Here is a 13,791-nt window from a genome sequence, read left to right as displayed (position 1 = left end):
AACCCGGTGGGAGCAGGCATCGTCAGAACTGATGAGGACCGGTCCGGTCGTCGGGACTCCGAATTTCAGTCCCGGGACGCCCGGATCACACGGTCGAGCACGGCGCGGAGGTCCTCCAGCTCGGCCGGCGGCATGCCCAGCCGTTCGACGATCGCGGGCGGGATCGCCTCGGCCTCGCGCCGCAGGTCGCGCCCGGCCGTCGTCAGGGTCACCGCGAGGGTCCGCTCGTCGCCGGGCACCCGCCTGCGCTCCAGGAGCCCGGCCGCCTCCAGGCGTTTGAGCAGCGGTGACAGCGTCCCGGGGTCGAGGGCCAGCTCGCGGGCCAGCTCACCGCCGGACCGCGGCGACCGCTCCCAGAGCGCGAGCATCACCAGGTACTGCGGGTGGGTCAGCCCCATCGGCTCGAGCAGCGGCCGGTAGAGCGCGATCACGTTGCGCGCGGCGACGGCCAGGGCGAAGCACACCTGCCGGTCCAGCTTCAGCAGGTCGTCCTGGTCACCCGGGGATGCGGCCTCCACGACCGGCATCGTACATTGTTGGTGCACCAAGGATTGGGGACCAACAGTGGACGAGCCGCACCGTCCCGGCCCGCTGCGCTGGCTGCTCTACGTCTTCGGCGCGGGACTGCCGGACCGGCACCGCACCTGGGTGCTGCACGACGTGACGGCGCCGACCTGGCAGCTGCGCCACCTCGTGCGGGTCACGGTGCAGCTGCTGCCGATCGGGGTCGCGCTGTACCTGCTCATCCCGGGACCGGTGTACGTCCGGGCGCTGTCGGTGCTGGCGGGTGCGCTGCTGGGCTATTTCTACTCGGTCGCCTACATGTACGAGTCGGCCGAGCACCGGGTGGTGAAGGCCGGCTACCCGGTCGGGCACGCCGCCGCCGTCCGCGCCGAGGCCGGCGCGGACGAGCGGGACGCGGCGCGCGAGCGCTACGAGCGCCGCTGGCGCAGCTGAGCCCGGCCCCGGGTCAGCCCGCCATCGTCTCCGGCAGCCACATCACGATGCCCGGCACCGCGGCGAGCAGCACCACCAGCACGAGCAGGCCGAGCACGTAGGGCAGGACCCCGACGAAGATCTCCTCGGCCGGGCGGCCGGTCGAGCTCGACACGATGAACACGTTCATCCCGAGCGGTGGCGTGACCAGCCCGATCTCGGCGAGCAGGATGATCAGCACGCCGAACCAGATCGGGTCGAAGCCGAGCTGTTCGATCAGTGGCAGCACGACCGGCACGGTGAGCGCGAGGATCGCGAGCTGGTCGAGGAACGCGCCCAGCACCAGGTAGACGACCGCGATCAGTGCGAAGATCAGCAGCGGTGGTGCCGCTATGCCGCCGATCGCCTCGACCAGCGTCACGGTGATGCCGGTCAGCGTCATGAAGTAGCCGAACAGGTACGCCGACGAGATGATCAGCAGGATCATCGCGGTCGAGGTCAGCGTCTCGACCAGCGCGTCCCGGATCCGGGCGAGGTCCAGGCGGCGGCGCGCGAGCCCGATCGCCAGCGCGCCCGCGACACCGAGCCCGGCGGACTCGGTCGGTGTCGTCAGTCCGAAGTAGATCGAGCCGACGACGAGCAGGAAGAGCACGGCGACCGGGCCGAGCACCGGGATCGTCCGGATCTTCTCGGCCATCGTGTGCCGCTGCCCGGCCGGTGCCCGCTCCGGGTTCCGGCGGACCAGGACCAGCGTGGTGACGATGATGGTCAGGGTGACGAGGAGGCCGGGCACCAGGCCCGCGACCAGCATCTGGCCGACGCTGACCTCGGCGAGGATCGCGTAGAAGACCAGGATGATGCTTGGCGGCACCATCGCGGCGAGGGTCCCGACGACGGCGACGAGACCGCCGGCGAGCGTGCGGTCGTAGTTCTGCCGCTCCATCTCGGGGACGGTCGTCGAGGCCAGTGCGGCGGCCGCGGCGGTGCTCGACCCGGAGACGGCCGCGAAGGTGGCACCCGTGGTCGTCGTCGCCACCCCGAGCCCGGCGGGGACCCGCCCGACCCAGATCCGGGCCGCCTCGAACAGCTCGGTCGTCACGCCGCTCTTCAGCACGAGCTGTGCCATCAGGATGAACAGGGGGATCGCGGCCAGTGTGTACGCCGAGACCGCGGTGTAGGGCGTCGTCTGCAGGAACCCGACGGCCGTCTCCGGGCCGCCCAGCGCGAGCAGGCCGACCACGCCGCTCAGGCCGATCGCGATGCCGACCGGCACCCGGATCAGGAGCAGGGCGAAGAGCAGGACCAGCACTCCGGCGAGGACCATCAGTGCGTCTCCTCCGCGATCACGGGGCGGGCGGGGGTGTCGGGGGCGTCGTCGGTGTCGTGGGTGTCGCTGTGGGTGTCGTCGCGGGTGTCGCCGCCGGTGCCGTGACGGGCCACGGTCACGAGGGTGTGCAGGGAGCGCAGCACGGCCAGCCCGGCGCCGAGCGGCACCATCACCGCCGACGTCCACACCGGCCAGGACAGCTCGGACGCGCCCGCGAGCGGGGCGTCGCCGAACCGGGCGGCGTCCAGGGTCAGGACCAGCCCGCCGTAGCCGACCAGGGCCAGGAACACCGCGGTCAGCAGCGGCCCGAGCAGGTCCAGTGCGCGACGCCCGACGGGGCCGAGCCGGGTGTACACCAGGTCGATCCGGACGTGGGCGCCCTCGCGCACCGTGTAGGACAGTCCGAGGAAGAAGAGCCCGATCAGCGCGTAGTCGCCGACGAAGCCGACCGACCACGACAGCGGCGCCCCGACGAGGTAGCGCAGCGCGACGTCGACGACGATCAACACGCCGGTGGCCGCCAGGCCGGACAGCCCGACGGCGGCGAGGACGTTCTCGGCGGTCCGCAGCAGGCGGTCGGCGGGGCCCCGCTCCGGCGCGCTCATCGTGCCGCCTCCGCGTTCCCGGCCCGGGTCAGCGCCTGTTCCATCGCGGTGAGGACGGCCCGGCCGGGCTTGCCCCGGTCCTCCATGCCGGTGACCCAGTCGGCGCGGACCTCGGCGACCTTCTGCTGCCAGCGGGCCTGCTGGGCGGGCGTCAGCGAGGTGAAGGTCATCCCGCCGGCCTCGAGCTCCGCCCGGGCCTCCTCGGTCTCCCGGGTCATCTCGTCGCACAGGTGGCCGACGGTCTCGTCGCCGGCGACGCGCATCGCCTCCCGCTGCGGCTCGGGCAGCTCCTGCCAGAGGGACTCGGAGATCGAGAAGGTGAGGGTGAACCCGCCGAGGGGGGCGCCCTCGGTGGCGTGCGAGGCGACCTCGTCGAGGCGGTAGGGGACCGCGCTCATCGGCGGCAGCGTCATCGCGTCGACGGTGCCGCGGGACATCGCCTCGTAGACCTCCGGCCCGGCGATCGAGACGGGGGTGGCGCCCAGGTGGCCGAGGGTCTGGTCGACGACGCCGCCGGGGGAGCGGGTCAGCAGCCCGGCCGCCTGGTCCGGGTCGGTGACCGGGCCGTTGGTGAACAGCTCGTACTGCGGGACGACGCCGACGAACAGCGGCCGCAGCCCGCGCGGGGCGAACTCCTCCTCGTAGAGGATCCCGCCCTCGCGGGTCAGCTCGCTGACGGCGCGCGCGGTGGTGCAGGAGTCCCCGCTGAGCCCGGGGAGGTCGCCCACGTTGGACAGCGGGAGCTTGTCCGACAGGTAGGGCGGGGAGACCACGCCGATGTCGACGGCGCCCCCGGCGACGAGCTTGACGTAGTCGGTGGCCTTGCCCAGCTGCTCGGACGGGAAGTAGTCGAAACCGACGGCCCCGCCGGTCAGCTCGGTCACCCGGTCGGTGAAGTGCACGATGCCGTCCCGCGAGGCGGGATGCGACACCGGGTAGGAGTCGGCGACCACGAGCGTGCGTGCCGCGTCCGGCCCGGGATCCCCCGGTGCGGGTGCGCACCCGGCGACCAGCGCGGCCGCCGCGGCGAGCGAGCCCGCCAGCAGCCCGGCTCCGTTGCCCAGCCTTGTCATCGAACGGTTCCCCTTCGGCGTCGTCCACCGGCGCGCCGGGCGGGGTGGACGGCGGCGCGGGACGCCGGTGTCCCGGCGCGTGCCGGGTGGGCCCCCGCGACGCCCGCCCCGGACGGCTACGGCCGGACGGTGGCACGGACCGGTGGGCCCGTGCTCGGCGTCACAGCCAGCCTCGCACGATCGGGCATATCGGATCAAGAATCATCAGATGTTTTGAACCGGGCATTCTGCGGCGACGGCTGCGTGCGCAGCGGTTCGATTCGGGAAAACATCAGACGTATGGGTGCGCGCCGAACGGCCGGGCCGGTGAGTCCACCGGCCCGGCCGTGTCACGGGGGAGAGGAGCCGCAGGACCTCAGCCCAGCAGCGGCTTCACCTTCGTGCCGAAGTCGTGCACGCCCTGCTCGAAGTCGTCGAAGGTGAACATCATCCCCTTCACCCCGGGCATCGTGGCGACCTGGTCGATCTGCCGGGCGACCGTCTCGTAGCTGCCCACGAGGGTGGCCATGTTGAAGTTGACCGCGCCCTCCGGGAGGTTGATCGTCCGGGCGGTGCCGGAGCCGTCCGCGGTGGCGTCCTTGCCGCCCTCGTCGGACATGTAGCCCAGGGCGGCGGCGTCCGCACCGGCGTTGTAGGACGCCCACTTCGCCTGGGCCTCCTCGTCGGTCTCGGCCATGATCGCCATGAACAGCGGCAGCGAGCCGACGTCGCGCCCGGTGGTCTCGGCCGCCTTGGCGAGGCGCTGGGTGGACTCCCGGTAGACCTCCGGGTCGTTGACCCCGGGGGAGAGCACGAAGTTGTAGTCCCCGTACTCGGCGACCATCCGCATCCCGCGGTCGGACTGCCCGGCACACACGATGTCCACGTGCCCCGACGGCCGCGGCGAGAGCACGCAGTCGTTCATCGTGAAGTGCTCGCCCTGCAGGTCGCAGCGGCCCTTCTCGAACAGGTCGCGCAGCACCTGCACGTACTCGGTGGAGTAGTCGTAGCGGTAGCCGAAGTAGTCGTCGCCGGGCCACAGGCCCATCTGGTCGTACTCGCCCTTGGCCCAGCCGGAGACGATGTTGATGCCGAACCGGCCCGGCGCGATCGAGTCGATCGTCGTCGCCATCCGGGCGACCAGCGCCGGCGGCAGTGTGAGGACCGCGGTGGAGGCGTAGAGCTTGATCCGCTCGGTGACCGCGGCGAGCCCGGCCATCAGCGTGAACGACTCCAGGTTGTGGTCCCAGAACTCGGTCTTCCCGCCGAAGCCGCGCAGCTTGATCATCGAGAGGGCGAAGGCGAAGCCCTGCCGCTCCGCCTCCTGGACGACCCGCTTGTTCAGGTCGAACGACGGCATGTACTGGGGGCTGTTCTCCGAGATCAGCCAGCCGTTGTTGCCGATGGGGATGAAGACGCCGAAGTCCACGGGGAGTCCTTCCGGTCGGAGGCGGGGCCGGCCGCGGCGGGCCGGACGGCGGGTGTGGAACGCAGTACCGGGGCGACCTCGCGGGCGAGCAGGTCGAGCGAGGCGAGGGCGTCGTCGACCGGCATGCCCGCCCAGTCGGTGCGGAGCACGAAACGGTCGACGCCGATCTCGTCGCGCCAGGGGAGCAGCGCCGCGAGGCAGTCCTCCGGCGAGCCCACCACGAACCGGTCCTGTGCGAGGTCGTCGTAACCGGCCCGGAACGACTCGTTTCCGGGCAGGACACGGTCCTGGCCCCAGTCGGCGTAGACCTCGTACTTCGCCGCCAGGTACGGCCGGGCCAGCTCGAGCGCGCGCTCCCGGGTCGGCGCGCAGTAGACCTCGCGCATCAGCGGGAGCTCGCCGACCGGGCCGCGGCCGTGCGCGGCCCGCTCGGCGTGGAACAGCTCCAGCTGGCGCCGCACGGTCGAGGCGGTCGCGTGCGGGTTGATCATCCAGGTGTCGGCGAGCCGCGCCGCCCGGCGGACGGCGCCGTCGGAGTTGGCGGCCATCCACACCGGCGGCGACGACGCCGGCAGGTTCGTCGCGCGCACGCCGTCCAGCCGGCACCACGGGACGTCGGCGTGCACCGGCTCGCCGGACCACAGCTCCCGCACGATCCGCAGGTTCTCGGTGAACCGGCGGACCTTCTCCCCGGGCGGGATCCCGAACGCGGCGTACTCGGTCTCCCGGTAGCCGAGGCCGACGCCGAACACCGACCGGCCCCCGGCGACGACGTCGAGCCCGGCGAAGTTCTCCGCGGTGTCCACCGGGTTGTGCAGTGCCAGCAGGTGGATGCCGGTACCGATCCGCATGTCACCGGCGTCGGCGGCGAGCCGGGCCAGCCACGGCAGCGGCTGGATGTGGGAGAACGACTCGGGCAGGTGGTGCTGGCCGGCGAACACCGAGTCGAGCCCGCCGTCGCGCGCGACCCGCACGAGCCGCAGCTGCTCGTCGAGCGCGACGAGCGGGTCGCGGCCCGCGGGCTGCTGGTGGGTCAGGAAGACCCCGACCTCCACCGGCCGGTCAGCCACGGCACGCCTCGGCGAAGTCCGCGGCCGGGGTGCCGTCGCCCAGGCCGAGCACCGCGGCCTGCACCCGGTCGGCGACGGCGTCCGGGGCGACCCGGCCGATCGTGTCCCGGAACTTCGCGGCGATCTCGTCGTTGGTGAGCGGCCGGTCCTCGTGGCCCCGGTTGACCTGCTCGCGGTGCCGCAGCACCCGGCCGTCGGCCAGCTCGATCTCCACCGCGCCCGAGTAGGCCGCCGGGAACCCGCTGTCCGGGTCGTCGGAGACCCGCACCTTCTGGGCGAGGTCCAGCACGGCGCGGTCGGCCAGCGCGTCGTCCTCCAGTTCGGCGAGGGTGAAGCGGCCGCGGGTCAGGGCGGTGGCGACGACGTAGGGGAGGCTGAACTTGGCGTCGTACTCGTCGCGCGGGGCCCACTTGGCCTCGGGCGGCTCGCAGACGACCTTGCCCGGCACCGGGTGGATCGCGCAGCGGATCTCGCGGATCGTGGTGTCGCCGATCTCCTCGCGCAGCAGCAGCGCCGCGTCGGCGAAGGCGTGGATGAAGTGGCAGATCGGGTACGGCTTCACGGCCGTCCGCATCAGCTCCCAGGTCTCGCCCAGCTCCGCGCCGACGGCCTCGGGCCGGGTCTCCCGGCCGGCGAGGTGGGTGTTGTAGAGCCCGAACCGGCCCTCGTAGACGGCGGGCGGTCCGCTCCAGCCCGCCGACGCGAACCCGGCGGCGGTCAGCCCGGACATCGCCGCCCAGCCCGGGTGGAGGCGCTTCGTCCACGACCCGTCGGCGAGGAACTCGAGCAGGCCCGCACTCATCGACCCGACGACGCCCTGCGCCCGGGTGATCCCGGCGGCGTCCAGACCGGACACCCGGCCCGCGGCGACGGCGGCGCCGAACGCCCCGGCGACGGCGGTCGGGTGGAAGCCGACGTCGTGGAACCCGCCCGCACCGCCGATCCCGACCCGGGCCGAGACCTCGACGCCGAGCACGTAGGCCAGCAGCAGGGTCCGGGTGTCGGCACCGCGGGAGATCGCGGCCGCCAGCGCGGCGGGCAGCGCGGCCGCCGAGACGTGGGTGACGGCCGGGATGTGGGTGTCGTCGAAGTCCATCCCGTGGATCAGCACGCCGTTGAGCACGGCGGCGTCGCGGGCGGGGAGCCGCTCGGACATGCCGAGCACCGGCTGCTCACCGGCACCGCCGAAGGCGGACAGCGCCTGCAGCGCGACGCCGGGGAAGGGATAGGCCGTGGAGGCGAACGCCAGGCCGACGGCGTCCAGCACCAGGTGGCGGGCCCGTTCGAGCACCTCCTGCGGGACGTCGTCGAGGTCGGCCCGGGCGGCGAACTCGCCGACCCTCCCGGCCAGGGTGGGTGCCTGCACTGCGGTCATCGGTGACCTCCGGATCGAGGGCGAGGTTAGGTCAGACGTATTCGGATGGGAAGGGCCCGCCGATCCGGTCCGCGATCGGCGGCCGGCGGCGGTGGTGGTCGGTGCGGTCCTGGAACAGCGCCGCGACGCGCAGCGCGGTGATCTCGTCGTGCGGGCGGGCGATCAGGAGCGCGGAGACCGGGCAGCCGTCCGGGGCGAGCCCGGTGGGCAGCGCCAGGCCGGGTGCGCCGGTGAGGTTGCCGAGCATCGTGGCGCGCGACTGCGCCGCGTAGAGCGGGTAGCGCTCGCCGTCGACGACGACGGTGCAGTCCGGCAGCCGCGGCGCGGTCGCCGGGGTCGTCGGGACGACGATCAGGTCGGCCCCGGCGAACACCGCGTCGAGCTCGCGCTGCAGCTCGGCCCGGAAGTGCAGCGCCCGCAGGTAGTCCGCGGCCGGGGTGGTGATGCCCTGGCTGATCCGGCGCACCGTCACCGGGTCGTAGCCGTCCCAGTCGCCGGCGTCGGACCGGTGCACCGCGGCGGCCTCGGTGAACACGAGCTGGTAGCCGATCGGCAGTGCCCGGTGCGCGGACGGGATCTCCCCGGGCACGATCTCCGCGCCGGCGTCGGTGAGCACGTCGACGAGGTGGTCCACGCCCGCGCGGACCGCGGAGTCGCACAGCTCGGTGAGGTAGCCGCCGGGCCGCGCGACCCGCAGGCCGCGCAGGTCGGCCGGGACGCCCGTCGGGGGGAGGGGTGGGAGCTCCGGGACCCGGGGGTCCCGCCCGTCCGGGCCCCGGAGCAGACCGAGGACGAGCCCGGCGGTGCGGGCGTCGCGGGCCAGCGGGCCGATGGTCTCGGTGGTCCAGGACAGCGGCACCGACCCGGTCCGCGGGATCGCCCCCGCGGTGGGCTTGAGCCCGGTGAGCCCGCACCAGGCGGCGGGCAGCCGGACCGAGCCGCCGACGTCGGTGCCCAGGCCGAACGGCACCACCCCGGCGGCGACCGCGGCCGCGGTGCCGGTCGACGAGCCGCCCGCCCAGCGTTCGGGGTCCCACGGGTTGCGGCAGGCCCCGGTGAGCGGCGGGTGCGGCCCACCGACGGCGAACTCGGTCGTCGCGTCCTTCGACACCGGGACCGCCCCGGCCGCCTCCAGCCGGGCGACGACCGTCGCCGACTCCGCCGCGGGGGCGGCGCCGGCGCGGGTGCGGGAGGCGGCCGTCGTCGGGACCCCGGCGACGTCGATGACGTCCTTGACCGCGAAGGGCACGCCCTCCAGGGGGCGCGGTCCGCCCGCGGGCTCGCGGTGGGCGAGCGCGCGCTCGCGCAGCACCCGGATCGTGCAGTTCAGCTCGGCGTGCAGGCGTTCGAGGCGGTCGAGCGACTCCGGCACCCGGCCGGACCACGCCTCCCGCAGCGCGGCCGCCAGCGGGTCGTCCGCGGGTGGCGCACCGGCGCCGGCGGGCGGCGGGAGCAGCCAGGCGTCACCGGCGGCCGGGTCCGCCGCCACCGCCGGGACCGGGATCTCCCGCAGTGCGGCGGCGACCGGCTCGGTGCCGGCCACCGCCTCGCCCATCGCGGCGACCTGGTCCGGCTCCAGCGCGTAGCCCAGCCGCGCGGCGAGCGCCCCGAGTACCCCGAGGTCGTCGGCCGAGGTCACCGCACGGTCGCCTTCCCGGACAGCAGCGCCTTCGCGACGACACCGCGCAGCACGTCGTTGGTGCCCTCGCCGATCGACATCAGCGGGGCGTCGCGGTAGAGCCGCTCGATCTCGAACTCGGTGGAGTAGCCGTAGCCGCCGTGGATGCGCATCGAGTCGATCGCGCACTCCAGCGCCTGCTCGGAGGCGAAGATCTTGGCCATGCCGGACTCGGTGTCCATCCGGACGCCGTCGTCCATCCGGGACGCCGCCCAGTAGGTCATCAGGCGGGCGGCCTGCAGCCGCACCGCGATCTGGGCCAGCCGCTGCTCGACGGCCTGGAACTCGCCGATCGGGCGGCCGAACGCGGTGCGCTCGCGGGCGTAGTTCAGGGCCTCGTCGTAGGCGCGCTGGGCGATCCCGACACTGCGCGCCGCGATGTTGATCCGGCCGGTCTCCAGCGACGACAGTGCCTGCTGCAGCCCGCGGCCCTCGACGCCGCCGAGCAGCTGGGAGGCGGGGACCCGGACGTCGGTGAGCACGACCTCGCAGGACTCGGTGCCCTTGTAGCCGAGCTTGCCGATGTCGGCGGTGACCTCGAACCCGGGGGAGTCCGCCTCGACCAGCAGGATGCTCATGCCCTTGTGCGCGGGCTCCGCCGACGGGTCGGTCTTGACCAGCACCGGCAGCGGATCGGCGTGCCGCGCGTTGGTGATCCACATCTTGGTGCCGTTGACGACGTAGTCGTCCCCGTCGCGGCGCGCTGTGGTGCGGATGCCCTGCAGGTCGGTGCCCGCGCCGGGCTCGGTGAGCGCGATCCCGGTGCGCCGGGCGCCGCTCGCGAGGTCGGGCAGGTAGCGCTGCTTCTGCTCCTCGGTGCCGTGCCGGGCAAGCATGAAGCAGGACACCGAGTGGCTGCCCAGGATCCCGGCGATGCCCATCCAGCCCCGGGAGATCTCCTCGAACGCGAGCCCGAACGAGACGGTGTCGGCGCCCAGGCCGCCGTGCTCCTCGGGGACGGCGAGCCCGAACAGCCCGAGCTGCTTCATCCCCTCGACGATCTCGGTCGGGTAGCGGCCGGAGTGCTCCCACTCCCGCGCCACCGGCACGATCTCCTTGTCGACGAAGCTGCGCAGCGTGTCCCGGAACAGGCGCTGCTCGTCGGTGAACCGGAAGTCCATCTCAGTCCTTCCCCAGCGCGCCGGACTCGCGGAGCGTGGTGATCGTGGTGTCGTCGTAGCCGAGTTCGCGCAGGACCCGGTCGGTGTCGGCGCCCATCGCGGGGGCCGGCCTCGTCGGGGCGCGGTCGTCGCCGGGCGGTCCGACGCGGACGGGGCTGCGCAGGCTCCGGATCCGGCCGAACGCGTCGTGGTCGGTCTCGGCGATCAGGTCCCGCTCGAGGGTGTGCGGGTCGGTCAGCGCGCCGGCGACGTCGCGGACCGGGGCGCACGGGATCGACGCCGCGTACATCGGGGCCAGCCAGTCGGCGACGGTGCGGGTGCGGAACAGCCGCTCCAGCTCGGGCACCAGCTCGTCGCGGTGCTCGGCCCGGTCGGCGAACGTCGCGAACCGCGGGTCGGCCGCCAGGTCGGGACGCTCCAGCACGACGGTGAGCCGCTGCCAGAACTTCTCCTTCGCGCAGCCCACGACCAGCCAGCCGTCGGAGGCCTCGAACGCCTGGAACGGCACCAGCGACGGGTGCGCCGAGTGCCGGGTGCGGGCCGGGGAGTACCCGGCGGTCATGTGCCAGGTCGCCGGATAGGTGAGGAGGCTGACCGCGGTGTCGTAGAGCGACAGGTCGCAGTCGGTGCCGACGCCGTCGCGCCGTGCGCCGTGGATCGCGCCCAGCAGCGAGATCGCCGCCACGTAACCGCCGCAGTAGTCGACGAGCGACGGGCCGGTCTTCTGCGGCGCCCCGCCCGGCTCGCCGGTCAGCGACATCCAGCCGCCGAGGGCCTGCAGCACGTAGTCGTAGCCGGGCTCCTCCGAGCGGGGGCCGGTCATCCCGAACCCGGTCAGCGAGCAGCAGACGATCCGCGGGTTGACCTCCTTGAGGTCGTCGTAGCGGATGCCCAGCTTCGCCGGGACGTCGCCGCGCAGGTTCGAGTACACGGCGTCGGCGGTCCGGACGAGGTCGTGGAACACCGCCCGCCCCTCCGCCGTGCGGACGTCGAGGGTGATCGAGGACTTGTCCCGGTTGAACGACTGGAAGAACAGCGAGTCCGCGCCGGCGGTGTAGGGCGGGATGGTCCGGCCGACGTCGCCGCCCGCGGCCGGGTCCTCGATCTTGATGATCTCCGCGCCGAGCTCGGCGAGGTGCATCGACCCGAACGGGCCGGCGCCGTACTGCTCCAGGGAGATGATCCGGACGTCCTCCAGCGGTCTCACGAGTCCTCCAGCGTGAGCGGCGTGGCGGCCTGCGGGAACAGGGACGCGGCCCGGTCGGCGTCCGCCTTGTGCACGTAGAAGGCGCGGGTGAAGGTCAGCACCTCGACGGCGTCCTGGTTGAGCGTGCGGGTACGGACCTTCACGATGCCCGCCCCCGGCCGCGACCCGGACTCCCGCTTCTCCAGCACGATCGACTCGGACCAGATCGTGTCGCCGACGAACACCGGCGCGGTCAGCCGCAGCCCGTCCACCCCGAGGTTGGCGAACGCGTTCTGCGAGGTGTCGGTGACCGACTGACCCATCGCGATCGTCAGCGGCGAGACCACCAGCATCCGCCCGAACTCCGAGGACTCACCGACCTGCGCGTTGAAGTGCGCCTGGTTGGTGTTCATCGTGAGCAGCGTGAACCAGGTGTTGTCCGTCTCGCTGATCGTGCGGCCGAGCGGGTGCTGGTAGACGTCGCCGACCTCGAAGTCCTCGTAGTACCGGCCCTGCCACCCCTGCTTGATCGTCACCTGTGCGTCTCCTCCGTCCGTGCGGTGGTGCGTGTCGTGCGTTCCGGTCATGTGCGCTCGATGTCCTCGAGTCGCCGGTTGGTCGTGCGCTCGCCGAACAGGACCATCACCAGGCCGAGGAGCAGGGCCGCCACCGCCAGGTAGACGTAGACGGCGGCGAGGCCGGCGCCGGAGTAGATCGAGGCGACGAGCAGGCCGCCCGCGACGCCCGCGAGGCGGCCCGAGCCGTTGGCGATGCCGGAGCCGAGGCCGCGCAGGTGCAGCGGGAACACCTCGGCGATGTAGGTGTAGAGCGTCGCCACGCCGGTCTGCATGAGCATCGCCGCGCCGAACCCGCACACCACGATGGCGACCGGGTCGTCGGACAGGCCGAACCCGATCAGCAGGGCGGCCACCGCGACCTGCAGCACCAGGATCACCGAGCGCCGTTCGAAGCGGTCGATCACCGGCATCGCCAGCAGCGCGCCGGGGACCGCGGCGATCGCGAGCACCGAGGCGAAGGTCAGGCTCTCCGCGGTGGTGTAGCCGCGCTCGACGAGCAGGGTCGGCACCCACGAGCTGAAGCCGTAGAACGAGAGGATCAGGAAGACGCACGCCCCCGACGCGACGACGGTGCGGCGCAGCATCGCCCCACGCAGCAGCTCGGTCACGCTGCCGCGGGCGACCGGCGGTTCGACGACCGGTTCCGGGAGATCGGCGCCGGTGCGTTCACGGGCCTCCCGCTCGATGCGGGCGATCAGGGCCTCCTCGCGGTCGTCGACCGGCCGGCCGTGGGCCGAGCGCCAGCGGATCGACTCCGGCAGCACGCGCAGGGCGACCAGGCCGCCGACCGCGCCGAGCGCGCCGACGACGAAGATCCACCGCCAGGCACCGGGCCCGAGCGGCACCACCAGCCGGGCCACCCAGGCCGCGATCGGGACCCCGGCCAGGCCGATCGCGAGCAGCAGCGCCTGGTACCGGCCGCGCAGCGCCCGCGGGAACATCTCGCTCACCCAGACCAGCAGCACGCCCGTCATGGCCTGGAGCCCGAACCCGGTCAGCACCCGCAGCACGCCGAGCGACCACGGCCCCGGTGCGAACGCGCTGAGCAGCGAGAACAGCGAGTAGAAGAAGACCGCGCCGATCAGCACCGGACGCCGTCCGAAGCGGTCCGAGAGCCGCCCGCCGACGATCGCGCCGACGAACATCCCGACGAACCCGGCGGAGGTGATCACCCCGACGCCGCCGACGGACAGCCCCCACTCGGTGCGCAGGGCCGGCGCGGCGTAGGCGAAGGAGTTGAGGTCGACCAGGTCGAACACGAACAGGAAGCCGAGCAGTCCCACCCACCGCCGGTGGCTCGGGGTGATGACGGGGATCCGGTCGAGCCGCGCCGCGGGATCCGGCGGGCCGTGCTCCGTGCGGGCCGGGCCGTGCGTGTCGGGTGGGCCGGTGGTCATCGTGAACTCCCCTCGGCGCGCGTCGTCGCGCGGTCGC

The 13,791-nt window shown here is 73.4% G+C and carries 13 protein-coding genes; 1 reads left to right on the top strand and 12 read right to left on the bottom strand.

The window, feature by feature from the left end:
* Window positions 1-65 precede the first annotated feature (65 nt).
* Window positions 66-527 carry a MarR family winged helix-turn-helix transcriptional regulator gene (locus AD017_RS04090; RefSeq protein ID WP_060572977.1) on the bottom strand — a complete coding sequence of 154 codons (462 nt, stop codon included), beginning with the start codon at window positions 525-527 and terminating at the stop codon, window positions 66-68.
* A 37-nt stretch (window positions 528-564) separates the two neighbouring features.
* On the opposite strand from AD017_RS04090, the gene AD017_RS04085 reads away from it, so the two are divergent.
* Window positions 565-957 carry a DUF5313 family protein gene (locus AD017_RS04085; RefSeq protein ID WP_060572975.1) on the top strand — a complete coding sequence of 131 codons (393 nt, stop codon included), beginning with the start codon at window positions 565-567 and terminating at the stop codon, window positions 955-957.
* 13 nt (window positions 958-970) lie between these two features.
* Here AD017_RS04085 and AD017_RS04080 read toward each other — a convergent pair whose 3' ends face one another.
* The 11 genes from AD017_RS04080 to AD017_RS04030 all read right to left on the bottom strand — a co-directional run bounded on the left by AD017_RS04080 (window position 971) and on the right by AD017_RS04030 (window position 13,754).
* Window positions 971-2,260 (bottom strand): TRAP transporter large permease, encoded by a 1,290-nt coding sequence (locus AD017_RS04080; protein WP_060572973.1) that lies wholly within the window; start codon window positions 2,258-2,260, stop codon window positions 971-973.
* On the bottom strand, window positions 2,260-2,868 hold the full coding sequence (locus AD017_RS04075) for a TRAP transporter small permease (RefSeq protein ID WP_060572971.1): 609 nt from the start codon (window positions 2,866-2,868) through the stop codon (window positions 2,260-2,262). The genes AD017_RS04080 and AD017_RS04075 overlap by 1 nt, the downstream gene beginning before the upstream one ends.
* Window positions 2,865-3,941 (bottom strand): TRAP transporter substrate-binding protein DctP, encoded by a 1,077-nt coding sequence (gene dctP / locus AD017_RS04070; protein ID WP_010224031.1) that lies wholly within the window; start codon window positions 3,939-3,941, stop codon window positions 2,865-2,867. Before dctP ends, AD017_RS04075 begins: the two co-directional genes overlap by 4 nt.
* A gap of 355 nt (window positions 3,942-4,296) precedes the next feature.
* Window positions 4,297-5,349, bottom strand: coding sequence for a pyrimidine utilization protein A (gene rutA, locus AD017_RS04065; protein WP_010224029.1), 1,053 nt, complete (start codon window positions 5,347-5,349; stop codon window positions 4,297-4,299).
* A complete protein-coding gene (locus AD017_RS04060; RefSeq protein ID WP_060572969.1) occupies window positions 5,304-6,419 on the bottom strand; it encodes an LLM class flavin-dependent oxidoreductase in 1,116 nt (371 codons plus the stop codon). The genes rutA and AD017_RS04060 overlap by 46 nt, the downstream gene beginning before the upstream one ends.
* Window positions 6,412-7,794 carry an MmgE/PrpD family protein gene (locus tag AD017_RS04055; protein ID WP_060572968.1) on the bottom strand — a complete coding sequence of 461 codons (1,383 nt, stop codon included), beginning with the start codon at window positions 7,792-7,794 and terminating at the stop codon, window positions 6,412-6,414. Before AD017_RS04055 ends, AD017_RS04060 begins: the two co-directional genes overlap by 8 nt.
* 31 nt (window positions 7,795-7,825) lie before the next feature.
* Window positions 7,826-9,433 carry an amidase gene (locus AD017_RS04050; protein ID WP_060572966.1) on the bottom strand — a complete coding sequence of 536 codons (1,608 nt, stop codon included), beginning with the start codon at window positions 9,431-9,433 and terminating at the stop codon, window positions 7,826-7,828.
* A complete protein-coding gene (locus tag AD017_RS04045; RefSeq protein WP_060572964.1) occupies window positions 9,430-10,593 on the bottom strand; it encodes an acyl-CoA dehydrogenase family protein in 1,164 nt (387 codons plus the stop codon). The genes AD017_RS04050 and AD017_RS04045 overlap by 4 nt, the downstream gene beginning before the upstream one ends.
* Before the next feature lies 1 nt (window position 10,594).
* On the bottom strand, window positions 10,595-11,800 hold the full coding sequence (locus tag AD017_RS04040; RefSeq protein WP_010235937.1) for a CaiB/BaiF CoA-transferase family protein: 1,206 nt from the start codon (window positions 11,798-11,800) through the stop codon (window positions 10,595-10,597).
* A complete protein-coding gene (locus AD017_RS04035; protein WP_060572963.1) occupies window positions 11,797-12,366 on the bottom strand; it encodes a MaoC family dehydratase in 570 nt (189 codons plus the stop codon). The genes AD017_RS04040 and AD017_RS04035 overlap by 4 nt, the downstream gene beginning before the upstream one ends.
* On the bottom strand, window positions 12,363-13,754 hold the full coding sequence (locus AD017_RS04030) for an MFS transporter (protein ID WP_010235941.1): 1,392 nt from the start codon (window positions 13,752-13,754) through the stop codon (window positions 12,363-12,365). The genes AD017_RS04035 and AD017_RS04030 overlap by 4 nt, the downstream gene beginning before the upstream one ends.
* Window positions 13,755-13,791 lie beyond the last annotated feature (37 nt).

Origin of the sequence: Pseudonocardia sp. EC080619-01, assembly GCF_001420995.1 — a bacterium.
In the GTDB taxonomy this organism is placed as follows: domain Bacteria; phylum Actinomycetota; class Actinomycetes; order Mycobacteriales; family Pseudonocardiaceae; genus Pseudonocardia.
The sequence above is the reverse complement of the archived record's forward strand: the minus strand, read 5'-3'. Positions and strand labels throughout refer to the sequence as shown.